We start from the raw sequence: 23,957 nt of genomic DNA on the forward strand, positions 1-23,957 counted from the left end.
CCGCCCGGGGGCGATTGGCGGTCGGGCGGTCCCGGCTACTCCTCGCCGATCCCCGTGCGGAGCACCCACCTCGGGCACGCCATCGCCTCGGAGTGGACCAAGATCCGCTCGGTGCGGTCGACGGTGTGGACGCTCGCCGTCATGTTCGTCCTCGTCGTCGGCATCGGCCTCCTCGTCGCCCTGGCCCTCGGCAGCCAGGACACGCTCGAACTCCCCGTGCTCTCCGGCGGTTTCTTCGGGCTGATGCTCGGTCAGCTGTGCGTCATCACGCTCGGCGTGCTGGTGATCACCTCCGAGTACAGCACCGGAATGATCCGCACCACCCTCACCGCCTGCCCGCGGCGCGGCCGGGTGCTCACCGCCAAGGCCGTGGTCTTCTTCCTGCTGTCCTTCGTGATGACGCTCGTCGCCTGCACGCTGACCGCGCTGCTCCAGGCGGCGATGATCGAGGGCAAGCCGATTCCCGAGTACATCGGTCCGGAGATGCTCAACGACGAGTCCCTCGCCACCGGCGAGGCCGTCGCCTCCGGCGCCGAGTGGCTGGGCGCCACGGTCGGCGCCGCGCTGTACGTGGCGCTGCTCGGCCTGCTGTCGCTGGCGGTCGGCGCGCTGCTGCGCAGCACCCCGGCGGCGATCACCTCGATGCTCGGGCTGGTGCTGCTGCCCTTCCTCGTCTCGCTGTTCCTCTTCACCGAGAGCACGCGGGAGCTCGGCGAGAAGCTGCGCGAGTACTCGGTGCTCAACGGCCTGTCGTCGCTGTTCCGCATCCCGATGGAGGGCGACGCGACCGGCACCGGCTGGCCGCTGCTCGGCCTGCTGGCGGCCGTCACCGCCGCCGCGCTGATCGGCGCGTACGCCCGCATCTCCACCCGCGACGTCTGACGCGGACCGCCGGACGGTCGAAGGCCGCGGGAAACCCCGGAGAACCCCGGGAAGCCCCGGGAAACCCCGGAGAAGGGGCCGGACCGGGGTGTCAGTACCTCGGCGCGCCACGGGACCGCTGGAGCCGCGCGCTCCGGCGGTCCCTGGCGTTCCAGCAGGCCCGGTGCCAGTGCCGCCGGTCCTCCACCCGGCCGTCGCGCTGCCAGGCCACGACGTGCGGCACCCCGGGCGGGATCTCCTGGTCGCAGCCGGGGCAGCGGTAGTGCTTGGCCGCCGACTGTCCGGCGATCTGCCGCACCACCCACTCCTCGCCCCGCCACTCCTCGGTGCGCTCCAGGCCGTGGCGGTCCTCCGCCTCGCCGGCGCGGCGAGCGGTCCTGTCACCGCCGCGCGGGCGGTTTCGACGCGGGGACAAGGGGCACCTCACGTGGTCGACGGGGCCCGGAGGCCGGCTGACGTGGTTACTCCGTCCAGCCTACGCAGGTCCGTACCGGCCGTGTGTCGGCGCCGCCCCCGTCCGCCGCGCGCCTTCCTTGACACCATCGGAAAAACTTCTCGGCAGGCCGTGCCCTTGGCACGTGTCAGGCGTTGTTGCCACAAAGGGCCGTTCAGGGGGGCTCCCCCGAGGGGCGGGTGTCGAGGGGCGGTCCCGCACCGACGAGGAGGCAGTGGCATGCGTGTTGGAGCTTTCGTGCTGGCGGCCCAGTTCCCGGGGCAGGGGCAGGGGGAGACGCTCCACCGCGCCGTACGGTCCGCGGAGGAGGCCGAGCGGGCCGGACTGGACACCGTGTGGGTGGCCGAGCACCACTTCGTGCCCTACGGCGTCTGCCCGTCGGCGGTCACCCTGGCCGCGCTGCTGCTGGGGCGCACCCGGCACATCGGGGTGGGCACGGCCGTGAGCGTGCTGCCGACCGCGCATCCGGTCGCCCTCGGCGAGCAGGCCGCGCTGCTGCACCTCCTCTCCGACGGCCGGTTCACCCTGGGCGTCGGACGCGGTGGCCCCTGGGTGGACCTGGAGGTCTTCGGGGGCGGCGTCGAGGCGTACGAGCGGGGCTTCCCCGAGTCGTTGGACCTGCTGCTGCGCTGGCTGCGCGAACCGCGCGTGGGCGCGGACGGCGAGCGCTACCGCTTCCGCGAGGTCCCCGTCGTGCCCCGCCCCGACCAGAGCATCTCCGGGCCCGGCGAGGTGCCCGTGCTGGTCGCCTGCACCTCCCCCGCGTCCGTGCGGCTGGCCGCGGCGCGCGGGCTGCCGATGCTGCTGGGGATGCACTGCGGCGACGAGGAGAAGGCGGAGATGGTCGCCCTGTGGCGGCGCGAGGCCCTGTCGGCGGGCCTCGATCCGGAGGCGGTGGCGTCGGCCGGGCACGTGTCGGCCGGGGTGGCGCAGGTGGCCGACACCCGCGAGGAGGCCGTGGAGACCCTCGCCAAGGCGATGCCGGGCTGGCTGCGGCAGGGCCTGGAAGCGCACACGACCGTGGACGGCAGGCCGCGCAGGATGCGCGACCCGCTCGCCTACACCGAACTGCTGTGCTCGCTGCACCCGGTCGGCCCGCCCCGGCTGTGCGCCGACCGGCTCGCGGCCACGGCGGAGCGGACGGGGATCGGCAGGTTCGCCCTGCTGGTCGAGGGCTCGGGCGATCTGGCCGCCACCGAGCTGAACGTCCAGCGGCTGGGCGCGGAGGTGCTGCCGCTCCTCCCCCGAGCAGCGGCAGCGGGCGCGTCGCCGGGCGCGCGGGCGAGCACGGGACCGGGCACGACGCTGTGACCCGGCCGACCGCCCCGCCGTCCTCGCTCAGCAGTCGCGCAGTTCGGGCGACTGGTTGAGGAGCTGGCCGCGGATGGAGGTGAACTTGGCGAGCCGTTCGTCCGCCGAGGGGTCCAGCGGGAAGACCGCGACCCGGTGGCAGTTCTGGAAGGCCAGCCGCACACCGAAGTGCCGCTCCAGCGCGCCGCGTATCGCGTCGCTGGCCAGTGCGCGCAGCAGCTGGCCGCGGGCCTGCTCGTCCGGCGGCGGCGTCTGGTTGTCGGCGAAGTCCCCGCCGTCCACTCTGAGCTTGGCCACCAGAGAGCTGATCATGTCCCACGCGTAGGGCAGGGACGTACGGACGCAGTCGACGAAGGCCGCTTCGTCGACCTCGCCTCGCTCGGCCTGCTCCAGGAGGGCCGGTGAGACGTCGAGCGACATGAGTACTCCTCTCGCGATTCCGGACGGGCCGGAACCTCACGGACGGGACAGAGGCCCCGCCGCGTAACCGAACGATCTCGTACGGCGACGCCCCCGTCGCAACGTTATGCCGGTGAATGCGGTGGCACCAGGCTTGTGGGCACACAACCAGCCACGGCCGAACTCCCGTCGAACGGGGAGAAAAGGGGGAGAAGCAGGGGCGAATCGCGTGGACCGCCCCACGTCCAGTAGCGTGACCGACCATGCGTCTCGTCATCGCCCGCTGCTCCGTGGACTACGCCGGAAGGCTCACCGCCCACCTCCCGTCGGCCCCCCGTCTGATCCTGGTGAAAGCCGACGGATCGGTCTCGGTCCACGCGGACGACAGGGCCTACAAGCCCCTCAACTGGATGTCTCCGCCATGCACCCTGAAAGAGAGCGAGGAGAACGGCGTCGCCGTCTGGACGGTGGTCAACAAGGCCGGTGAGAAACTCATCATCACCATGGAGGAGATCCTGCACGACTCCTCGCACGAACTCGGCGTCGATCCCGGTCTGATCAAGGACGGCGTGGAGGCACACCTTCAGGAACTGCTCGCTGACCGAATGGAGACCCTCGGCGAGGGATGGTCCCTGATCCGGCGCGAGTACCCCACCGCCATCGGCCCGGTGGACATCCTGGGCCGGGACGCGCAGGGGAACACCGTCGCGATCGAGATCAAGCGGCGCGGCGAGATCGACGGTGTCGAACAGCTCACCCGTTACCTGGAGTTGCTCAACCGCGACCCCCATCTGGCCCCCGTCAGGGGCGTGTTCGCGGCCCAGGAGATCAAGCCGCAGGCGCGCGTGCTGGCCACGGACCGCGGCATCGACTGCGTCGTCCTGGACTACGACGCGTTGCGCGGCATCGAGGACGACAAGCTGCGGCTGTTCTGAGCCGCCGTCACCCCGGTCCCCGGCCGTTCCCCCTCCGGTCCCGGCCGGGGCCGCGTCGCGGGCGGCCCCGGCCGGGACGGGGCGTCACACGACCGGGTTTCCGCCGGAGTCCCGCGGCGCCGGGGCGGAGCCGCTCCCGGTCGGGGCGGCGCTGTTGCTCACACTGGCCGAGCTGGTGACGCTGCCGCCGCCGCCCGACTCCCCTCCGGTGCCGTCCGTCGGCGGGTTCTCCGGCTCCGTCGTCTCCGTCGGCGGGTCCTCGGATTCCGTCGGGGTGTCCGTCGGCGGATCCTCGGGTTCCGTCGTGGGATGCGTCGGCTTCCTCGTCGAGGTCGGCTTGGACGTCCTCGTGGGCTCCGACGGGTCCTGGGAGGTCTCGTCGGTCTCCTCCGCCTCCGCCGACTCCTCCGGCGAGGCGGACGAGTCGGCGCTGGAGGAGGGACTGCCGCTGCCGGACGGCGTGCCCGAGGTGGACGGCACGCCGCTCTGTCCGGTCCTCTCCTCCTCGCCGCTGGAGCTCGGCGCGGGGTCGTCCACGGTGATGCCCTCGTCCTCCCGGGAGGTGACCGCCGGGTTCACGCTGCCGGTCGGCTCCTCGCCGCCGGAGGTCATGCCGAGCGTGACGACCGTGCCGACCGCCGCGGCCAGCAGCGCGCCCGCGCCCGCCGCGAGGACGTTGCGGCGGGCTCCCAGGAGCGCGAGCCGACGGGGACCGCCACGGCCCTTGACGGGGCCGCCCGCGCCCACGGCGCCGTTCGCGCCCACCGCGCCGTGGGCGTTCCGGACGATCGGCGTCGGCCGGGTCAGCGCCCCGGTGTCGCTCGGCTCGTCGAACGCGCTGCCCACCGTCACCGGCGGGACGGCCAGGGCGGGCGGCAGCTTGTCGGAGGCCGGTGCGCCCTCCGCGGTCCGCCGCGGCCCGGACGGGGACACCGGGGACGGCGCGGGCGACACCGACGGCACGGCGTGGGTCTTGCGCCGGGGAAGGCCGTCCGAGGGGGCCCGGTTCTCCGGCCCCGGCGCCCCGCCGACACCACCGACACCGCCGATGCCGCCGATGCCGACGTCGGCACCGGAGTCCTTCCGCAGCGTGGAGCGGTCCTCGACCAGGGCCAGCGCGCGCCGGCCGGCCACCGTGCCCCGGCGGTCGGCGAGCGCTCCGCGCAGCCCGATGGACGCCTCCAGCTCGGCGCGGGCCCGGTCCAGGTTGCCGGTGCACAGGGCCAGCACGCCCAGGTCGTGGTGGAAGTACGCCTCCTCGGCGACCTCGCCCGCCGTGCGCGCCGCCTCCTGGCCGCCGCGCAGCACCCGTTCCCAGGCGCTCCAGTACAGCGACGCGGCGAGGATGGGCGCGGCCGTACGGGCCAGCAGCACCGCCGCGCTCGGGTGGCCGCCGCGCTGGGCGCCCTGGACAGCCGCGAGGACCGCCTCGGCCTCCTGCGCCACGCGCTCCGGGGTCACCGAGGGATGGCCGGTCCACCAGGCGTAGTGCCGGGCGACGGTGTGGGCGCGGTCGTCGGCGCCCTCGTCGTACCCCGCGTCGGTCAGTTGGCCGGTCACGCCGGAGGCGAGCCGGTAGTGCGCGCCGGCCGCGGTGATCAGACCGGAGGCGAGCAGCTCGCCCAGGGCCGTGTCGGCGCCGGTGTCGTCCACCAGCGCGGGCAGGTGGGCCGGGTGCGGCAGCACGCCGCCGAGCGCCACGGCGAAGCGCAGGATCTCGCGGGCGACCTCGGAGAGTCGGGCGGCCAGCAGCGGTGCGGGGGTCGCGCCCTCGACGAGCGTCGGCAGCGGTTCGCCGGCCCCCGTGCCGCTCTCCTCGCCGTCGGCGCCGGCCCGCTCCCCGGCGTCCGCGCCGGTGCCCTCGCCGCCGGTGCCCTCGCCGTCGCCGGACGCGTCGCGCCGTCGCAGCAGCGCCCCGGCCTGGACGAACCGCAGCGGCAGCCCCTCGGACTCGAACCACAGGTCCGCCACCCAGTTCGCCTCCTCGTCGGTGAGGGGGCGGCGGACGATGTGCTCCATCAGCTCCAGGCAGGCGATGCGGCTGATGCCGGAGAGGGAGACCTCCTCCAGGGGCGCGTCGGCGGAGGGCGCGGGGGCGTCGGGCGTGGCCGAGATCAGGAAGGCGCACTCGGGTGTGGCGTCGAGGAGCGAGTCCAGCCCCTGGCCGCCGAACTCGATGTCGTCCAGCAGGACCACCGCGCCGACACCGCGCAGCGCCTCCAGCAGTTCGGCGCGGTCGGGGCGGTGGCGGGGGGCGTCGTGGACGGCGGCGAACAGTTCGTACAGCAGGTCGTCGGGCGTGCGTCGGCAGCCGCTGAGGCGGACGACGCCGTCCGGGGCGAGGTCCGCGCACTCGGCGGCGACGGCGGCCAGCAGGGCGGTGCGTCCGGACCCCCGGGGCCCGGTGAGCCGGACGGAGCGACCGCGCCGGAGCAGCCGGACCAGACGGTCGCGCTCCTCCTCCCGCTCCAGCAGCGGCAGGTCCGGGAGCGACATCCCCGTCGGGACCGGCGGCATGGCGGCACGCTCCCGCTCGGCGCGGGACTCGGCGGTGCGTCGCCTGGGCGTGCCGGGGTGCTCGCCGGGCGGGCAGGGCTCGATCTCGCTGCCGTCGACGGGATTGATCGTCAGCAGGTACTCGCCCGCTATCAGCGGGATCGCGCGGGTGATGCTCCCGCTGTCCTGGTCCTCGGGTCCCGGGTGGTTCGGGTCCATGGTCGGTGCCCCCAGATGCGGTGCGTACTCATAGCTCAGCTCTCCCGGGCCGACCGTACGCTCGCTCGTGGTCCGGTGGCCGTCCGCAGCGCAGTGTAGGCGGCGGGATTCCGAACCATAGCCCCTGGTCGGGCGCTGTCGGCAACCCCTGACGGCACCCTGCCGGAAACGTCACGGCTTGGCCTGGTCACGGTTTGGTCAGGGTGCCGCCCTCCGTGAGATTTCCGCCCTCGATGGCCAGGATGCGGTGGAGACGGGTGGCCACCAGCAGTCGCTGCATCTGGGGCGGGACGTCCCTCAGGACGAGACGGCGCCCGCAGCGGCCCGCCCGCCGGTGCACGCCCATGATCACGCCGAGCCCGGTCGCGTCCCACGAGTCCAACTCGGCGAGGTCCAGTACGAGGTCGCCCTCCCCGGAATCGACGGCGGTGTGCAGGACCGTACGGGCGTCCGCCGCGCTGCGGACGTCGAGGCGACCTCCGACGACCAGTTCCGCATGGTCGCCCCTGATGTGCATATCCGCTCCCCCGGAAAAGAAGTGGTTCGTGTGTGACTGTTGTCTGCTTATGTCTCACCACAACTGACTGCCTCTTCGGCAGCCGAGTTGCCGTCCGTACCCGAACCGATACCTAATTCACCCGCAAGGGCGACCCCGTGTGCGCCGTACGGCCTCAGTACCGGTAGAAGCCCTGTCCGCTCTTGCGACCGATGTCACCGGCGTCCACCATCCGCCGCATCAGCTCCGGCGGGGCGAACTTCTCGTCCTGCGACTCGGTGTAGATGTTCTCGGTGGCGTGCAGCAGGATGTCCACGCCGGTGAGGTCGGCGGTGGCCAGCGGGCCCATGGCGTGGCCGAAGCCCAGCTTGCAGGCGGTGTCGATGTCCTCGGCGGTCGCGACGCCCGACTCGTACAGCTTGGTCGCCTCGACGACCAGTGCCGAGATCAGCCGTGTGGTGACGAATCCGGCGACGTCGCGGTTGACGACGATACAGGTCTTGCCCACGCTCTCGGCGAACTCCCGCGCGGCGGCGAGGGTTTCGTCGCTGGTCTTGTGGCCGCGCACCAGCTCGCACAGCTGCATCATCGGCACGGGCGAGAAGAAGTGCGTGCCCACGACCCGCTCGGGACGCGCCGTCGCCGCCGCGATCTTGGTGATCGGGATGGCGGAGGTGTTGGAGGCCAGGATCGCCTCGTCCTTCACCAGGCCGTCGAGCGTGCGGAAGATCTCCTGCTTGACGTCGATCCGCTCGAAGACGGCCTCGACCACGATGTCCGCGTCGGCGGCGGCGTCGAGGTCGGTGGTCGTGGTGATGCGACCGAGCGCCGCCTCGGCCTCCTCGGCCGTCAACTTCCCCTTGGAGACGAACTTGTCGTACGAAGCCCTGATGCCGTCCGTGCCGCGGGTCAGCGCCTCGTCGGTGATGTCGCGCAGCACCACGTCCCAGCCCGCCTGGGCGGAGACCTGCGCGATGCCCGACCCCATGAGTCCGGCGCCGATGACGGCGAGCTTCTTGGCCACGTCGACTGTCCCTTCCGCTTGTCGTTCCCACTGCCGTGCCGTACGGCTCTCAGCCGGACCCTAGCGCCCGCGGGGGTCCGGTGGGCAGGGAAGAGACGCGCGTCACGTCTCACATGGCGGACATCACACCGAGGCGTCACGCGGCCGGCCGTCGGGCGTGGCCGGGGGGGCGACTCCCGGCGGGTCCTCGTCCCCGGCCTCCCGGTCCGACTCGGCCCGTGCGGCGCCGCCTTCGCCGGCTTCGGCGTCCTGCCCCCGACCGCCCCGGCGCCCGCCGCGCCCGCCTGGCCGGACGTCATCTCGCGCCCGGTGCCCTTCCGTTGCGCGGCGGACGCGGTGCGAGCGGCCCACGGCGGCGACCGCGGCGGCGACCATGACGGCGACCATGGCGGAACGGTGCCGTCGGGCGCCGCGGTGCCGTCGCCCCGGCGGTCGTCTCCGTGTCGTCTCCGTGTCGTCTCCGTCTCGTCTCCGTGACGGTGGGCACACCTCTCTTCCGCCGGGCCGGGGCCCGATTCCCGGCGTTAGGCTCGGCCCATGGTCAACCTGACACGCATCTACACGCGCACCGGTGACGACGGCACCACCGCTCTCGGGGACATGAGCCGCACCGTCAAGACCGACTCCCGCATCGCGGCCTACGCCGACGCCAACGAGGCCAACGCCGCGATCGGGGTGGCCATCGCGCTGGGCAACCTCCCCGAGGAGATCACGGCCGTCCTCACCCGGGTGCAGAACGACCTGTTCGACGTGGGTGCGGACCTGGCCACACCGGTGGTCGAGAACCCCGAGTACCCGCCGCTGCGGGTGGAGCAGAGCTACGTCGACAGGTTGGAGGCGGACTGCGACCGCTTCCTGGAGGGCCTGGAGAAGCTGCGCAGCTTCATCCTCCCCGGCGGCACCCCGGGGGCGGCCCTGCTCCACCAGGCGTGCACGGTGGTCCGCCGTGCCGAGCGCTCGACGTGGGCCGCGCTGGAGGAGCACGGCGAGACCATGAACAAGCTGACGGCGACCTACCTCAACCGGCTGTCGGACCTGCTGTTCATCCTGGCGAGGACGGCGAACAAGGAGGTCGGCGACGTCCTGTGGGTCCCCGGCGAGAACCGCTAGGGACCCCGGTCGCCGACCCTCCGGCTACGAGCGGGCGTCCGCGGGCTCCCGCCCCGCGGGCGCCTTCTTCGGCCAGATCGTGTAGCTGAGCGCGATGGCCAGGGCGATGCCGACGACGAGGAGCATCCGAAGCTGCCAGCCGACCAGCGCCATGCTCCGTTCGGCGTCGTCGACGTACCAGATCGCACCCTGGAGCAGCGCGGCGGCGATCGCTCCGGCGAGCAGCGTGCGCCCGAACATCTTCCACTCGTGGACGGCCCGCGGCATCCCGTACTTCGGGGGCTTCACCGGCGGCGGACCGCCCGCGAAGCGGTGGGCGAAGTGGCCGTCGGCCCACTTGATCATGTAGTGGCCGTACGCCACGGTGAAGCCGATGTAGACGGCCGCCAGGCCGTGCGTCCAGTCGCCCTCGGCGCCGTTGCGCAGGTCGACCGCGGTGGCCGCCAGCAGGACCACCTCCAGCAGCGGCTCGCACAGCAGCACCGCCGCGCCCAGGCGCGGCATCCGGGCCAGGTACCGCAGGGCCAGTCCGACGGCCAGCAACACCCAGAAGGCCACTTCGCAGACGATGATCAGGGTGACGACCACGGGGTGCTTCCTCTCCGGCTCTCGGTTCCCGCTGGATCCGTTGCCTCCAGCCTGGCCCGTCCGACCGGTCCGGGCGTCGTCTGCCGTGACGATTCCGGACTGCATCCTTCGATGTACTCCGGCGCTCCCCGCACCGACCGTGGTGCGGAGGCACGGGCTCCGGCCGGCCGTGTTGGATGGTGGTGTGACCGCTCGTCTCCCGTTTCCGCGCCCGCACCGCGACGACGTGCTGATCGCCGCCGCGGGTCTGGTCGGTGGGCTGGTGCTGTGGCGGCTGGGGCTGTTCAACAACCAGCAGGCCGCCCGGGCGCACGGCGACTGGGTGCTGTTGCCGCTGGTGGTGATGTGCCTGGCGGAGCTGCTGCGCCGCACCGCCCCGTCCGTCGCGCTGCCGCTCTCGGTGGCGGCCCTGGTCGGCGACACGCTCACCGGGTCGCTGCTGGCGACCGTCATGATGTTCACCGACGTGGTCTACGCGGCCGTGCTCTACGGCCGCCCGCGGCTGTCGCGGGCGGTGCTGCCGGCGAGCGTGGCGCTGACCGTCGCCACGACCGTCGGGGCGCTCGCCGCCCACCGCAGGCCCGAGGCGCTGCTGGTGGGAGTGGTCTGCGGACTGATCACCGTCATGCCGGCCTGGACCGCCGTCATCATCCGCGACCACCGCAACGCCGCCGCGGCCGAGCGGCTGCGGGCGGAGCAGACCGCGCTGCTGGCGGAGATGGACCGCGTCCAGGCCGTCACGGCCGAACGCTCGCGGATGGCCCGCGAACTGCACGACGTCGTCGCCAACCACCTCTCCGCCATCGCCATCCACGCCACCGCCGCGCAGTCGCTGGACGACCCCGAGGCGTCCCGGAAGGCGCTGGCGGTGATCCGCGAGAACAGCGTCCAAGGGCTGGCGGAGATGCGCCGCCTGATCGGCCTGCTGCGCGGCGCGGACGGTGACGAGGAGCCGTCCGCCGCGCCGAACCTGGACGGATTGGACGTGCTGCTGGAGCACGCCCGCGCGCACGGCGCGGCCGGGGACCTCGCCTTCGTCCTGCGCGACGAGCGGTCCGGCGGTCCACTGCCCGCGCCCGTGGAGCTGGCGGCCTACCGCATCGTCCAGGAGGCGCTGACCAACGCCCTCAAGCACGCCGCCCCCGGCGAGGTGACCGTCGCGCTGACCGCGCCCGAGGGCGGTCCGCTGACCGTCCGGGTCACCAGCCCCCACGCGGAGCGGCCCGGTCCGCGCGCCCCGGGCTCGGGCGCCGGGCTGATCGGGATGCGCGAGCGCGTGGAGTTGCTGGGCGGCGCCTTCGCGGCGGGCCCGGTCGTGGAGCCCGACGGCCGGTCGGTGTGGCAGGTGCGGGCGGTGCTGCCCGTCGAGGAGGACCCCGCCGGTGGGGGCGGGGAGGGAACGAGGGGAAGGAGCGGCACGTGACCATTCGGGTGCTCGTCGCCGAGGACCAGTCGGCCGTGCGCGCCGGACTCGTCCTCATCCTCCGCGGCGCCGCGGACATCGAGGTCGTCGGGGAGGCGGGCGACGGGGAGGAGGCGGTGCGGCTGGCCCGGGAGCTACGGCCCGACGTGGTGCTGATGGACGTGCGGATGCCGCGTCTGGACGGGGTGTCGGCGACGGAGCGGGTGGTCGCCGAGCGGCTGGCGGACGTGCTGGTGCTGACCACGTTCGACCTCGACTCCTACGTCTTCGGGGCGCTGCGCGCGGGCGCGGCGGGCTTCCTGCTCAAGGACAGCGAGGCGGCGACGCTGGTGGAGGCGGTGCGGACGGTGGCGCGCGGCGAGGGGGTGATCGCCCCGGCGGTGACGCGCCGGCTGATCCGGGAGTTCGCCGACTCCTCCCCCGTCCCGCGGAGCGGACGGCACGCCGACCCGTCGGTGCTCGACGCCCTCACACGGCGCGAGCGCGAGGTGTTGGCGTGCCTGGGCGAGGGGTTGTCCAACGCCGAGATCGCCGACCGGCTGTCGATGGCGGAGGCCACGGTGAAGACCCACGTCAGCCGGTTGCTGGCCAAGCTGGAGCTGCGCAGCCGGGTCCAAGCGGCGGTCCTCGCGCAGGAGTTGGGGGTCACGGGAACATAATCCGCTTTGGTACAGACCTATTGACCGGTGGTCCAGACCTCTCTACTCTCCCTGGTCAACTGCACGCACATGTCACGCTCATGGCATTTCCCGCGAGCGGCGCAGAAACCCCCCGACGGTCCGGGCCCTCACCGGACCCCTGTGCGAGGAGCGCTCTTGAGAACGAAGACCACCGCACACCGCATCAGACGCAAGGCACTCTCCCTCACCGCCGCGCTGCTGATGCCCCTCGGGGCCTTGGTGGCCCTGGCCTCCCCGGCCCAGGCGGCCGAGCAGGCCACCGCGACCTACACCAAGGTCTCGGACTGGGGCAGCGGCTTCGAGGGCAAGTGGACGATCAAGAACACCGGCGACACCACCATCAACGCCTGGACGTTGACGTGGAACTTCCCCTCCGGCACCACGGTCGGCTCCTCCTGGGACGCCGACGTCACCGGCTCCGGCGGCGCCTACACCGCGAAGAACAAGAGCTGGAACGGCACCCTGACCCCCGGCGCCAGCGTCAGCTTCGGCTTCAACGGCTCCGGCAGCGGCAGCCCGAGCGGCTGCACGATCAACGGCCGCCCCTGCGACGGCTCCACCGATCCGGGCGACCCCGGCGACCCGGGCGACCCGGGTGATCCCGGCGATCCCGGAGACCCCGGCGACCCCACGCCTCCCGGTGACCGCGTCAACCTGACCTACTTCACCGAGTGGGGCGTCTACGGCCGCAACTACCACGTGAAGAACATGGTCACCTCCGGCGCGGCCGCGAAGCTGACCCACATCAACTACTCGTTCGGCAACGTCCAGGGCGGCAAGTGCGTCATGGGCGACTCCTTCGCCGCCATCGAGAAGGCGTACACCGCCGACCAGAGCGTGGACGGCAAGGCCGACACCTGGGACCAGCCGCTGCGCGGCAACTTCAACCAGCTGCTGAAGCTGAAGAAGATGTACCCGCACATCAAGATCCTGTGGTCCTTCGGCGGCTGGACCTGGTCCGGCGGGTTCGCCGACGCCATGAAGAACCCGGCCGCGTTCGCCGACTCCTGCCACCAGCTCGTCAACGACCCGCGCTGGAAGGGTCTGTTCGACGGCATCGACCTGGACTGGGAGTACCCCAACGCCTGCGGTCTGAGCTGTGACACCAGTGGCCCGGCCGTGATCAGGACCATGGCCCAGGCGTTCCGCGCCGAGTTCGGCGACCAGCTCGTCACCGCGGCCATCACCGCCGACGCCTCCAGCGGCGGCAAGATCGACCTGGCCGACTACGCCGGGGCGTCCCGGTACTTCGACTGGTACAACGTGATGACGTACGACTACTTCGGCGCCTGGGACGCGCAGGGGCCGACCGCCCCGCACTCGCCGCTGACGTCCTACCCCGGCATCCCGAACCAGGGCTTCAACTCCGACGCGGCGATCCAGAAGCTCAAGGCCAAAGGCGTCCCGGCGAGCAAGCTGCTGCTGGGCATCGGCTTCTACGGCCGCGGCTGGACCGGCGTGACCCAGAAGGAGCCCGGCGGCACCGCCACCGGCGCCGCGCCCGGCACCTACGAGGCGGGCATCGAGGACTACAAGGTCCTCAAGACCCGCTGCCCGGCCAACGGGACCATCGCCGGCACGGCGTACGCGCACTGCGGCAACCAGTGGTGGAGCTACGACACCCCCGCCACCATCGCCGGGAAGATGGCCTACGCCAAGCAGCAGGGCCTGGGCGGCGCCTTCTCCTGGGAGATCAGCGGTGACACCGCCAACGGCGAACTGGTCACCGCGATGCACAACGGCCTGAACGGCTGACGCTCGACAACCGCTCGACCGCACCGCACGTGAAAAGGACCGGGGAGACGGGCTCGTGCCCGTCTCCCCGGTTCCACGTCCGTCGGGGCTCTCGGCCCCTCACACACGTTGACCCTCCCCCGGACTCCGTCCGGGAGGTACCCCCACCCCGGACTCCACCGGGAGGCGCCCCTCCGCCGAGGGGCCCTTCTCACGCCACGTTGACCCGTTGCCCGGGAGGCGCCGCCTCCAGCCAGGCGAGGAAACCCGTCAGCGCGTCCTCGCTCATCGCCAGCTCCACCCGGACGCCCCGGTGGGCGCAGGCGAGGATCACCGAATCCGACAGGAGCGCCAACTCCTCCTCCCCCTGCGGAGTGCGGCGCTCCAGGACCTCGATCGACTCGCGCTCCAGTACCCGGCGCGGCCGGGGAGCGTAGGAGAAGACGCGGAACCACTCGATGTGGTCGCCGCTGTAACGGGAGACGCCGTACGCCCAGCCCTTGCCGCCGGCCTCGGCGCCCTCGGGGGCGTTCCAGCGCAGACTGCAGTCGAAGGTGCCGCCCGACCGCTGGATCCACCGCCGCCTCAGCCCGAAGACGAACAGCCCCAGCAGCACCAGCGCCAGCACCGCTCCGAACAGCACCAGAGCGAGGACCATCTTCACCGACCTCCTCGCCTCGTCCGTCCGTCCGCAGCCAACATCACCTCAGCCGCGGACCGCCCTCGGAGCGATGCTCCGACGCGATCCGCGGCTGGGATACGTACACGCGCGCGGGCCTCAGCGTGCGCCCGCCACAGCCCGAAGTCGAACCTCGGCCCGCCGCTCGGCGGCGGCGTCCGCGTCCGCCTTCGCCCGCTCCAGCGCGCGCTCGGCACGCTGGACATCGATCTCGTCGGACAACTCCGCGATCTCCGCGAGCAGCGACAGCTTGTTGTCCGCGAAGGAGATGAAGCCGCCGTGCACCGCGGCGACGACGGTGCCGTCCCCGCTCTCGCCGGTGGTACGGATCGTCACCGGACCCGACTCCAGCACACCGAGCAGCGGCTGGTGGCCGGGCATGACGCCGATATCACCCGACGAGGTGCGCGCGACGACCAGGCCGGCCTTGCCCGACCAGACCTTGCGGTCCGCGGCGACCAACTCGACGTGCAGCTCAGCCACAGTGGCTCCTCGAAACTGGGGTTTTCACAGAATAACCGGGTGCGGTGACAGGGGGCGGGCGGACCCGCCCCCTGTCGTGAAGCGGAGCGTCAGGAGACGCCCAGCTCCTTGGCCTTGGCCTTGAGGTCGTCCAGACCACCGCACATGAAGAACGCCTGCTCCGGGAAGTGGTCGAACTCGCCGTCCGCGATCGCGTTGAACGCGGCGATCGACTCGTCCAGCGGAACGTCCGAGCCGTCCAGACCGGTGAACTGCTTCGCCGCGTGGGTGTTCTGCGACAGGAAGCGCTCGATACGGCGGGCGCGGTGGACGACCAGCTTGTCCTCCTCGCCGAGCTCGTCGATACCGAGGATGGCGATGATGTCCTGGAGGTCCTTGTACTTCTGCAGGATCCCCTTGACCCGCGTGGCGCACTCGTAGTGCTCCTTGGAGATGTACCGCGGGTCCAGGATGCGGGAGGTGGAGTCCAGCGGGTCCACCGCCGGGTAGATGCCCTTCTCCGAGATCGGACGCGACAGAACGGTGGTCGCGTCCAGGTGGGCGAAGGTCGTCGCCGGCGCCGGGTCCGTCAGGTCGTCCGCGGGCACGTAGATCGCCTGCATCGAGGTGATCGAGTGACCACGGGTGGAGGTGATGCGCTCCTGGAGGAGACCCATCTCGTCCGCCAGGTTCGGCTGGTAACCCACCGCGGAGGGCATGCGGCCCAGCAGGGTGGAGACCTCGGAACCGGCCTGGGTGAAGCGGAAGATGTTGTCGATGAAGAACAGCACGTCCTGCTTCTGGACGTCGCGGAAGTACTCCGCCATGGTCAGACCGGCCAGGGCGACGCGCAGACGGGTGCCCGGGGGCTCGTCCATCTGCCCGAAGACCAGCGCGGTCTGCGGGAGCACGCCGGAGTCGGCCATCTCCTGGATCAGGTCGTTGCCCTCACGGGTGCGCTCGCCGACACCGGCGAACACGGAAACGCCCTCGTGCAGCTTCGCCACACGCATGATCATTTCCTGGATGAGGACGGTCTTGCCGACGCCCGCGCCGCCGAACAGACCGATCTTGCCGCCCTTGACGTACGGGGTCAGCAGGTCGATGACCTTCAGACCGGTCTCGAACATCTCGGTCTTGGACTCGAGCTGGTCGAACGCCGGGGCCTTGCGGTGGATCGGCCAGCGCTCGGTGACCTCGGCCTCGGCCTCCGGCTCGTTCAGGATGTGGCCCAGGGTGTTGAACACCCGGCCCTTGGTGACGTCGCCGACGGGCACGGTGATGCCCTCGCCGGTGTCGGTCACCGGGGCCTGGCGGACCAGACCGTCGGTGGGCTGCATCGAGATGGCGCGGACCAGGCCCTCGCCCAGGTGCTGGGCGACCTCGAGGGTGAGGGTCTTCTTCTTGCCCTCCTCGGCCGGGTCGATGACCTCGACGGTGAGCGCGTTGTAGATCTCCGGCATCGCGTCGACGGGGAACTCCACGTCGACGACCGGGCCGATGACCCGCGCGACGCGGCCCGTCGCCGTGGCCGTCTCAACAGTGGTGGTCATAGTTGTCAGTCACTCCCCGCAGATGCGTCGGCCAGCGCGCTGGCACCACCGACGATCTCGCTGATTTCCTGGGTGATGTCGGCCTGGCGGGCCTGGTTGGCAAGTCGCGTGAGCGACTTGATGAGCTCCTCGGCGTTGTCGGTCGCCGACTTCATCGCGCGCCGGCGGGCGGCGTGCTCGGAAGCGGACGACTGGAGCAGCGCGTTGTAGATGCGGCTCTCGACGTACCGCGGCAGCAGGGCGTCGAGGACGTCCTCGGCCGACGGCTCGAAGTCGTAGAGCGGCAGGATCTGCTGCTCCTTCTTCTCCAGGCCGCCCTCGTCCTCCACCTCGTCGAGGCTGAGGGGCAGCAGCCGCTTGTCGACCGGCGTCTGCGTGATCATCGACACGAACTCGGTGAAGACGATGTGCAGCTCGTCGACCCCGCCCTCGGCCGTGTCCTTCAGGACCGCCTCGATCAGCGGTCCGGAGACGGCCTTGGCGTCGGAGTACTCCGGCCGGTCGGTGAAGCCCGTCCAGGACTGGGCGACCTTCCGGTTGCGGAAGTTGTAGTACGCCAGACCCTTGCGGCCGACGACGTAGGTGTCGACCTCCTTGCCCTGCGCCCTCAGCCGCTCGGTGAGCCGCTCCGCGGCCTTGATGGCGTTGGAGGAGTAACCGCCCGCCAGACCGCGGTCGCTGGTGATGAGCAGGACCGCGGCCCGGGTCGGGTTCTCGGCCTCGGTGGTCAGCGGGTGCTGGGTGTTGGAGCCGGTGGCGACCGCGGCCACCGCACGGGTCAGCTCGGAGGCGTACGGAGTCGACGCGGCCACCTGGCGCTGTGCCTTGACGATGCGCGAGGCGGCGATCATCTCCATCGCCTTGGTGATCTTCTTGGTCGAGCTGACGGAACGGATCCGCCGCTTGTAGACCCTGACCTGCGCGCCCATGCTCAGCCCTCGCCCAGCAGCTTGCCGTCCGAGGTCTCGAACTGCTTCTTGAAGGCGTCGACGGCTTCCGAGATGGCCTGGATGGTGTCGTTCGACATCTTGCCGCCCTCGCGGATGCCGGTCATCAGGTCCTTGTGCTCACGGCGCAGGTAGTCCAGCAGCTCGCTCTCGAAGCGGCGGACGTCCTCCACCGGCACGTCGTCCATCTTGCCGTTGGTGCCGGCCCAGACGGAGACGACCTGCTCCTCGGTCGGGAACGGGTTGTACTGGGGCTGCTTCATCAGCTCCATCATCCGCTTGCCCCGCTCCAGCGCGGCCTTGGACGCCTCGTCCAGGTCGGAACCGAAGGCGGCGAACGCCTCCAGCTCGCGGTACTGGGCCAGGTCCAGCTTCAGCCGGCCGGAGACCTGCTTGATCGCCGGGTGCTGGGCGGCGCCACCGACGCGGGAGACCGAGATACCGACGTTCAGCGCCGGGCGCTGGCCCGCGTTGAACAGGTCGGACTCCAGGAAGCACTGACCGTCGGTGATGGAGATCACGTTGGTCGGGATGAACGCCGAGACGTCGTTCGCCTTGGTCTCGATGACCGGCAGACCCGTCATCGAACCGGCACCCATGTCGTCCGACAGCTTGGCGCAGCGCTCCAGCAGCCGGGAGTGCAGGTAGAAGACGTCGCCCGGGTAGGCCTCGCGCCCCGGCGGACGGCGCAGCAGCAGGGAGACGGCGCGGTAGGCGTCGGCCTGCTTGGACAGGTCGTCGAAGACGATCAGGACGTGCTTGCCCTGGTACATCCAGTGCTGACCGATGGCCGAGCCGGTGTAGGGGGCCAGGTACTTGAAGCCCGCCGGGTCGGACGCCGGGGCGGCGACGATGGTGGTGTACTCCAGCGCACCGGCCTCCTCCAGCGCGGCGCGCACGGAGGCGATGGTGGAGCCCTTCTGGCCGATGGCGACGTAGATGCAGCGGACCTGCTTGCTCGGGTCGCCGGACTGCCAGTTGGCACGCTGGTTGATGATCGTGTCGACGCAGAGCGCGGTCTTGCCGGTCTGGCGGTCACCGATGATCAGCTGGCGCTGGCCGCGGCCGATCGGGGTCATCGCGTCGACGGCCTTGTAGCCCGTCTCCATCGGCTCGTGCACCGACTTGCGCTGCATGACCGTGGGGGCCTGCAGCTCGAGGGCGCGGCGGCCCTCGGTCTCGATCTCGCCGAGGCCGTCGACCGGGTTGCCCAGCGGGTCGACGACACGGCCGAGGTACCCGTCGCCGACCGCGACGGAGAGGACCTCGCCGGTGCGGCGCACCGTCTGGCCCTCCTCGATGCCGCTGAACTCGCCGAGGATGATCGCACCGATCTCGCGCTCCTCGAGGTTGAGGGCGAGGCCGAGGGTGCCGTCCTCGAACTTCAGCAGCTCGTTCGCCATGGTCGAGGGAAGGCCCTCGACCTTCGCGATGCCGTCACCGGCAACGCTGACCGTCCCGACCTCTTCGCGCGAGGCCGCGTCCGGCTTGTACGACTGGACGAAGTTCTCCAGCGCGTCCCGGATCTCATCCGGCCGGATCGTGAGCTCCGCCATCTGGGTTCCCTGCTCTCCTTGTTGGGCCCGTATGTGTCTGCTACGGCCCAACTCGGGCCGCCAGTACTGCTTCTTGAGTTGGTGGTGTGCCTACGGCACGGTGTCCGTCGGCCGCTGCGTCAGCCCGCCATCCGCCGGTTCGCCTCTTCGAGGCGGTCGGCGATGGTGCCGTCGATGACCTCGTCGCCGATCCGCACCCGGACCCCGCCGAGGACCGCCGGGTCCACGTCCAGGTTGAGGTGGATCTCACGGCCGTACAGCTTGGCCAGCGCGGCGCCCAGGCGCTGCTTCTGGCGGTCGCTGAGCGGTACCGCGGTGGTGACCACCGCGACCGAGCGGTTCCGGCGCTCCGCGGCCAGCCCGGAGAGGGCTTCGAGCCCTCCTTCAAGACTACGACCACGCGGCTGGCGCACCAGGCGGACGATCAGTCGCTCGGTGGCGGGCCGGACCCTGCCGCCGAGCAGCCGGCGCAGCAGCTCGGTCTTGGCCTCCTTGAGGGCCTCGTCGGTGCCCTTCCCGGAGAGGGCGGCCCGCAGCTCGACCGACGAGGCGAGGGTCCGGGAGAACCGGAACAGCTCGTCCTCGACGTCGTCGAGGCTGCCGTCACGCTCGGCCGCGACGAGGTCGGCCACGTCGGCCAGCTGCTCGATCGCGTCCACCAGGTCGCGCGAGCGCGACCAGCGGGAGCGGACCATGCCGGAGACCAGGTCGACTGTCTCTCCGCCCACCTGGCCGCTCAGCAGGCGTCCGACCAGCTCGGCCTTGGCCTCGCCGGGCTGCGCCGGGTCGGTGAGGACCCGACGCAGCGACACCTCGCGGTCGAGCAGCGTGGTGACCGCGGCCAGCTCGTCGGCGAGCTCGACCGCGTCGACGGACGTGGAGTCCGTCAGGGCGTCCAGTCGCTCACGGGCTGCGGCCAGTGCCTCGCGGCTCGCTCCGTTCATCGGGCGACCTCGGAGGACTCGGCGGCAGCCGCCTTCGCCTCGAGCTCGTCGAGGAAGCGGTCGATCGTGCGGCTCTGGCGGGCGACGTCCTCGAGGGACTCGCCGACCAGCTTGCCGGCCAGGTCGGTGGCGAGCTTGCCCACGTCCTGGCGCAGCGCCTGCGCCGCCTGCCGACGGTCGGCCTCGATCTGGGCGTGACCGGCGGCGATGATCTCCTCACGCTGCCGCTGGCCCTCCGCGCGCATCTCGGCGATGAGCGCGGCGCCCTGTTCCTGCGCCTCCTGGCGCAGGCGTGCGGCCTCGTGGCGGGCCTCGGCGAGCTGGGCCTTGTACTGCTCAAGGGTCTGCTGCGCCTCGAGCTGGGCCGCCTCGGCCTTCTCGATGCCGCCCTCGATCGCCTCGCGCCGTTCCTCCAGGACCTTGTTGATGTTCGGGAGGAGCTTCTTCCAGAGGAAGAAGAAGACGATGGCGAACGCGAGCAGGCCGACGACGAGCTCCGGGATGGGCGGGACGAGGGGGTTCTGAGCCTCCTCGGCCGCTACCTGTACCAGGGCGATCACATCAGTGCCTTCCGTCGGAAAGTGGTTGGTGCATCCGGGCTCAGGCGCGGAAGACGAAGCCCATGACGATGCCGATGAGGGCCAGGGCCTCACAGAAGGCGAAGCCGAGGATCTGGTTGGCGCGGATCAGACCGGCGGCCTCGGGCTGGCGGGCCAGAGCCTGGGTGCCGTTGCCGAAGACGATGCCGACGCCGATGCCGGGGCCGATCGCGGCGAGACCGTAGCCGATGGAACCGAGGTTGCCGGTGACGGCGGCGAGGTTCACAAGGTCGGACATGATGCTTCTTCCTTCTCTTTACACAGGACAGGCGGGGGTTGGCCGCCTGACGACTCAGGTGGTGGAGGCGGGCTTGCTCAGTGGTGCTCGGCGAGCGCGCCCTGGAGGTAGGTGCAGGTCAGGAGGACGAACACGTACGCCTGAACCGCCTGGATGAAAAGCTCGAACGCGACCATCAGCACGGTCATGCCGAACGAGACCACGGCGTAGGCGATGCCGATGCCGTTCAGCAGGTACCAGCTGGCGATGCTGAACATGACCAGCAGCATGTGACCGGCGAACATGTTGGCGAAGAGCCGGACCGCGTGGGTGAAGGGGCGCACCAGGAGGTTCGAGAAGAGCTCGATCACCATCACCAGCGGCAGCACCGCACCGAGTGACTTGTCGTAGCCGGTGAAGTTCTTGAAGGCTCCGACGAAGCCGTGCTTCTTGAAGGTGAGACCGACCCAGATGACGTAGACGACCAGCGCCAGGCCGAGGGGGAAGGCGAAGATCGACGTCACCGGGAACTGGGCCAGCGGGATCACCGACCAGAGGTTCATCACCCAGACGAAGAAGAACAGGGCGACGACGAAGGGGACGTACTTCTCGCCGTCCCGCTTGCCGAGCGTCTCGTAGACGACGCCTCGGCGCACGAAGTCGTAGCCCGCCTCGCCGACCATCTGCAGCTTGCCCGGCACCAGCTTGGGCTTGTTGAAGGCCGCCCAGAAGAACCCGACGATCAGCACGGTGCCGACGAGGGCCAGCAGGATCGGCTTGTTGAACTCGAACCCGCCGATGGTGAACATCGGCTTGAAGATGAACGAGTGCAGGCCCGGAGCGGGAAAGCCGCACCCGTCGAAGATGTGGCAATCGGTCTCGAAGGCGAGCATCTGGTCAGCACTCACCGCGAGCTCCTTCAACATGGCGCATGGGTACGGCAACCTCGATGTGTCGGCGCGGCGCATGGCCACGGAACGGCACTGGACTGGACTTGCGAATGTGGGGGCGGGTGACGGACGGCGCCGGCTGCCGCTTCCGTCCCGGGAAACCTATGGACGAGCCGGCGAACTCAACCACCCTTGCCTGCGATACCGCAGTTGGCACCGGACGATAGCAGGAGTTCGAACGCGTCCTTATCCCGGCCCTACACGTCACGACTCGGATCCCCGGGCGACGGGCTTCTTCTCGGTCGAGGACTCGGGCTCGACGTACAGGATCTTGGCCTTCATGTGGGCCCGGGCCTGGGCGGCGATCCACACCAGAGTGGCCACGAGCAGCGTGAGTCCGAATGCCTTGGTGTCGAACAACGTGGTGTCCTGGAAGACCGCGAGCACGATGGCGAGCAGCAGGATCTGCGCCAGGTAGAGCATCAGGCCCATGGCCTGGAACAGGTACGGGAAGGACTTGGCCACCCACTGGAGCACGGCGAGGCCGCTCCCCATGAAGAGGATCACGACGAGCGCTCCGAACACCGCTCCGAGCACACCCTTGCCGCCTGCGAGCGCGCCGCCGACCCCCGCGGCCACGGCACCGGTGGCGGCGGTCGGCACGGCACAGCGCAGCAGCATGCGGGCGTCATTCGACTGCATGGGGAATGCTCCGAGTTTCGGGGGCGGCTTGTCGTCCACTGACGAGCGTAGTCCCCGGCGCGTGAGGGTGATGACCTCGCCCCACGAGGACCGTCGCACTACGGTCCTCCGATTGGGTACCGGGTTCTCGTGAACGGTATCACAAACTATTTGATGAGGTCTTTACCTAGTTCGTGTGCGGACCGTCACACGTAAGGATTAACCCTCTGTTTCCCTTGCTGACGTACGCGAGGAAAGCTGCTAAGAGCGGCTGTCGACCTTGTGGCGCGCGAGGCGCTCGTGCTCCCGGAGGGCCGTCGCACCGTTGAGCCTCCGGACGGCCGGTTCCGTCCGCCGCTCGTCCGTCGCGCCGGACCCCGCGTCCGGTTCCGCGGCCTCCCGGCGGGAGCGGTAGCGCGGCGGCACCACGGCCTGCGCCCAGCGCGGCACCCGCGGGGTGAACCGCGGCAGCAGCAGGATCACCAGCCCCACCGCGCTCAGCAGCACGATGGCGAGCACGATCACCAGGCTGGAGGACTGCACCGAGAAGGCGACCGCGCCGAAGGCGATCAGCGCCGACCAGAAGTACATGATCAGAACGGCCCGGCTGTGGGAGTGGCCGATGTCCAGCAGCCGGTGGTGGAGGTGCCCGCGGTCGGCGGCGAACGGCGACTGCCCTCGCCAGGTGCGCCGCACGACGGCCAGCACCAGGTCGGCGATCGGCACCGCCAGCACCGACAGCGGCAGCAGCAGCACCGGCATGTAGACCGGCACCATCATGTGGACGGTGTTCTTCAGCGAGCCGGTGGCACCGGTGAGGACGTCCGGGTCGACCTGACCGGTGATGGAGACCGCCCCCGCGGCCAGCACCAGCCCGATGAGCATCGAGCCGGAGTCGCCCATGAAGATCCGCGCGGGGTGCATGTTGTGCGGCAGGAAGCCCAGGCACATGCCCATCAGGATGGCCGCGAAGAGCGTCGCGGGCGCGGCGGCCTCGATGCCGTAGCCGTACCAGATCCGGTAGGCGTACATGAAGAACGCCACGGCGGCGATGCAGACCATGCCGGAGGCGAGGCCGTCCAGGCCGTCCACGAAGTTGACCGCGTTGATGGTGACGACGACCAGCGCGACCGTCAGCAGCGTGCCCTGCACGGGGGTCAGCGCGACGCTGCCCACGCCCGGCACCGGCAGCCACAGCACCGTCAGGCCCTGCCAGACCATCACGCCCGCGGCGATCATCTGGCCGCCGAGCTTGACCAGCGCGTCCACGCCCCACTTGTCGTCCAGGACGCCCAGCAGCCAGATGAGCCCGGCGCCGGCCAGCAGCGCGCGGGGCTCGTCGGAGAGCGTGAAGACGTCGCCCACGTTGGTGAGCTGGGAGGCCACCAGCAGGCCCGCGCACAGACCGCCGAACATGGCGATGCCGCCGAGCCGGGGGGTCGGTTCCCGGTGCACGTCGCGCGCCCGGATCTCGGGCATCGCGCCCGCCGCGATGGCGAACTTCCGCACCGGCCCGGTGAGGAGGTAGGTGACCGCGGCCGTGACGCACAGCGTCAGCAGGTATTCACGCACGGATTCCCCAGTACTCTCGCAGGCTTCCCAGGCTCACCCTGAGACACCACACCTTAGACAACGGCCTGCCGTCGACGGTTGCGCACCGCCTCCCACCGACCCGTCT

The 23,957-nt window shown here is 71.1% G+C and carries 24 protein-coding genes; 7 read left to right on the top strand and 17 right to left on the bottom strand.

All coding sequences use genetic code 11. The annotated features are described in order from the left end of the window. Positions 1–54: 54 nt before the first annotated feature. Positions 55–882 carry an ABC transporter permease gene (locus ABD335_RS28215; protein WP_344328577.1) on the top strand — a complete coding sequence of 276 codons (828 nt, stop codon included), beginning with the start codon at positions 55–57 and terminating at the stop codon, positions 880–882. A gap of 91 nt (positions 883–973) precedes the next feature. On the opposite strand, the gene ABD335_RS28220 is transcribed toward ABD335_RS28215, so the two are convergent. After that, entirely contained in the window at positions 974–1,297 is a 324-nt protein-coding gene (locus ABD335_RS28220) for an ATP/GTP-binding protein (protein WP_344328579.1), read from the bottom strand. Positions 1,298–1,555: 258 nt separating this feature from the next. On the opposite strand from ABD335_RS28220, the gene ABD335_RS28225 reads away from it, so the two are divergent. Next, on the top strand, positions 1,556–2,647 hold the full coding sequence (locus tag ABD335_RS28225) for an LLM class flavin-dependent oxidoreductase (protein WP_344328581.1): 1,092 nt from the start codon (positions 1,556–1,558) through the stop codon (positions 2,645–2,647). Positions 2,648–2,674: 27 nt separating this feature from the next. Here ABD335_RS28225 and ABD335_RS28230 read toward each other — a convergent pair whose 3' ends face one another. Beyond that, positions 2,675–3,067 carry an SCO5389 family protein gene (locus tag ABD335_RS28230; RefSeq protein WP_344328585.1) on the bottom strand — a complete coding sequence of 131 codons (393 nt, stop codon included), beginning with the start codon at positions 3,065–3,067 and terminating at the stop codon, positions 2,675–2,677. Between the two features lie 242 nt (positions 3,068–3,309). Between ABD335_RS28230 and nucS the strand changes: the two genes are divergently transcribed. Further along, positions 3,310–3,981 (top strand): endonuclease NucS, encoded by a 672-nt coding sequence (nucS, locus tag ABD335_RS28235; protein ID WP_344328587.1) that lies wholly within the window; start codon positions 3,310–3,312, stop codon positions 3,979–3,981. An 84-nt stretch (positions 3,982–4,065) separates the two neighbouring features. Here the strand turns inward: nucS and ABD335_RS28240 are convergent, their stop codons facing one another. From ABD335_RS28240 to ABD335_RS28250, 3 genes are all read right to left on the bottom strand, one after another. Further along, a complete protein-coding gene (locus ABD335_RS28240; RefSeq protein ID WP_344328589.1) occupies positions 4,066–6,696 on the bottom strand; it encodes an ATP-binding protein in 2,631 nt (876 codons plus the stop codon). A 187-nt stretch (positions 6,697–6,883) separates the two neighbouring features. Then, complete coding sequence (locus ABD335_RS28245) at positions 6,884–7,213, bottom strand: STAS domain-containing protein (RefSeq protein WP_344328591.1); 330 nt, start codon at positions 7,211–7,213, stop codon at positions 6,884–6,886. A gap of 154 nt (positions 7,214–7,367) precedes the next feature. Further along, positions 7,368–8,216, bottom strand: a complete 849-nt coding sequence (locus ABD335_RS28250) for a 3-hydroxyacyl-CoA dehydrogenase family protein (protein WP_344328593.1) — start codon at positions 8,214–8,216, stop codon at positions 7,368–7,370. A gap of 537 nt (positions 8,217–8,753) precedes the next feature. Here ABD335_RS28250 and ABD335_RS28255 point away from each other — a divergent pair. Further along, complete coding sequence (locus tag ABD335_RS28255; RefSeq protein WP_344328595.1) at positions 8,754–9,326, top strand: cob(I)yrinic acid a,c-diamide adenosyltransferase; 573 nt, start codon at positions 8,754–8,756, stop codon at positions 9,324–9,326. Between the two features lie 24 nt (positions 9,327–9,350). Here the strand turns inward: ABD335_RS28255 and ABD335_RS28260 are convergent, their stop codons facing one another. Continuing rightward, positions 9,351–9,914, bottom strand: a complete 564-nt coding sequence (locus tag ABD335_RS28260) for a hypothetical protein (protein ID WP_344328597.1) — start codon at positions 9,912–9,914, stop codon at positions 9,351–9,353. Between the two features lie 184 nt (positions 9,915–10,098). On the opposite strand from ABD335_RS28260, the gene ABD335_RS28265 reads away from it, so the two are divergent. The 3 genes from ABD335_RS28265 to ABD335_RS28275 all read left to right on the top strand — a co-directional run bounded on the left by ABD335_RS28265 (position 10,099) and on the right by ABD335_RS28275 (position 13,772). After that, positions 10,099–11,337 (top strand): sensor histidine kinase, encoded by a 1,239-nt coding sequence (locus ABD335_RS28265; protein ID WP_344328599.1) that lies wholly within the window; start codon positions 10,099–10,101, stop codon positions 11,335–11,337. Continuing rightward, a complete protein-coding gene (locus ABD335_RS28270; RefSeq protein WP_344328601.1) occupies positions 11,334–11,996 on the top strand; it encodes a response regulator in 663 nt (220 codons plus the stop codon). Before ABD335_RS28265 ends, ABD335_RS28270 begins: the two co-directional genes overlap by 4 nt. A gap of 222 nt (positions 11,997–12,218) precedes the next feature. Continuing rightward, positions 12,219–13,772: a glycosyl hydrolase family 18 protein gene (locus ABD335_RS28275; RefSeq protein ID WP_344328931.1), complete on the top strand. Its 1,554-nt coding sequence runs from the start codon at positions 12,219–12,221 to the stop codon at positions 13,770–13,772. Between the two features lie 190 nt (positions 13,773–13,962). On the opposite strand, the gene ABD335_RS28280 is transcribed toward ABD335_RS28275, so the two are convergent. The 11 genes from ABD335_RS28280 to ABD335_RS28330 form a co-directional block, all read right to left on the bottom strand. Next, complete coding sequence (locus ABD335_RS28280) at positions 13,963–14,409, bottom strand: DUF2550 domain-containing protein (protein ID WP_344328603.1); 447 nt, start codon at positions 14,407–14,409, stop codon at positions 13,963–13,965. Between the two features lie 120 nt (positions 14,410–14,529). Then, on the bottom strand, positions 14,530–14,913 hold the full coding sequence (locus tag ABD335_RS28285; RefSeq protein WP_344328605.1) for a F0F1 ATP synthase subunit epsilon: 384 nt from the start codon (positions 14,911–14,913) through the stop codon (positions 14,530–14,532). Between the two features lie 89 nt (positions 14,914–15,002). Then, complete coding sequence (atpD, locus tag ABD335_RS28290) at positions 15,003–16,445, bottom strand: F0F1 ATP synthase subunit beta (RefSeq protein ID WP_344328607.1); 1,443 nt, start codon at positions 16,443–16,445, stop codon at positions 15,003–15,005. 5 nt (positions 16,446–16,450) lie between these two features. Further along, complete coding sequence (locus tag ABD335_RS28295) at positions 16,451–17,374, bottom strand: F0F1 ATP synthase subunit gamma (protein WP_344328609.1); 924 nt, start codon at positions 17,372–17,374, stop codon at positions 16,451–16,453. A gap of 2 nt (positions 17,375–17,376) precedes the next feature. Next, positions 17,377–18,948, bottom strand: a complete 1,572-nt coding sequence (gene atpA / locus ABD335_RS28300) for a F0F1 ATP synthase subunit alpha (RefSeq protein ID WP_344328611.1) — start codon at positions 18,946–18,948, stop codon at positions 17,377–17,379. Positions 18,949–19,067: 119 nt separating this feature from the next. Beyond that, the gene (locus ABD335_RS28305; RefSeq protein ID WP_344328613.1) at positions 19,068–19,892 is read right to left on the bottom strand and encodes a F0F1 ATP synthase subunit delta; all 825 of its coding nucleotides are present in this window, start codon (positions 19,890–19,892) and stop codon (positions 19,068–19,070) included. Next, positions 19,889–20,452 (bottom strand): F0F1 ATP synthase subunit B, encoded by a 564-nt coding sequence (locus tag ABD335_RS28310; protein WP_344328615.1) that lies wholly within the window; start codon positions 20,450–20,452, stop codon positions 19,889–19,891. Before ABD335_RS28310 ends, ABD335_RS28305 begins: the two co-directional genes overlap by 4 nt. Before the next feature lie 40 nt (positions 20,453–20,492). Further along, positions 20,493–20,729, bottom strand: coding sequence for an ATP synthase F0 subunit C (atpE, locus tag ABD335_RS28315; protein WP_344328617.1), 237 nt, complete (start codon positions 20,727–20,729; stop codon positions 20,493–20,495). A gap of 77 nt (positions 20,730–20,806) precedes the next feature. After that, positions 20,807–21,634 (bottom strand): F0F1 ATP synthase subunit A, encoded by an 828-nt coding sequence (gene atpB / locus ABD335_RS28320; protein WP_344328618.1) that lies wholly within the window; start codon positions 21,632–21,634, stop codon positions 20,807–20,809. A 228-nt stretch (positions 21,635–21,862) separates the two neighbouring features. Further along, positions 21,863–22,300, bottom strand: coding sequence for a Cg1360 family ATP-synthase-associated protein (locus ABD335_RS28325; RefSeq protein WP_344328619.1), 438 nt, complete (start codon positions 22,298–22,300; stop codon positions 21,863–21,865). A gap of 240 nt (positions 22,301–22,540) precedes the next feature. After that, positions 22,541–23,851, bottom strand: a complete 1,311-nt coding sequence (locus ABD335_RS28330; protein WP_344328622.1) for an MraY family glycosyltransferase — start codon at positions 23,849–23,851, stop codon at positions 22,541–22,543. Positions 23,852–23,957 lie beyond the last annotated feature (106 nt).

Origin of the sequence: Streptomyces macrosporus (assembly GCF_039533145.1) — a bacterium.
GTDB lineage: Bacteria > Actinomycetota > Actinomycetes > Streptomycetales > Streptomycetaceae > Streptomyces > Streptomyces macrosporus.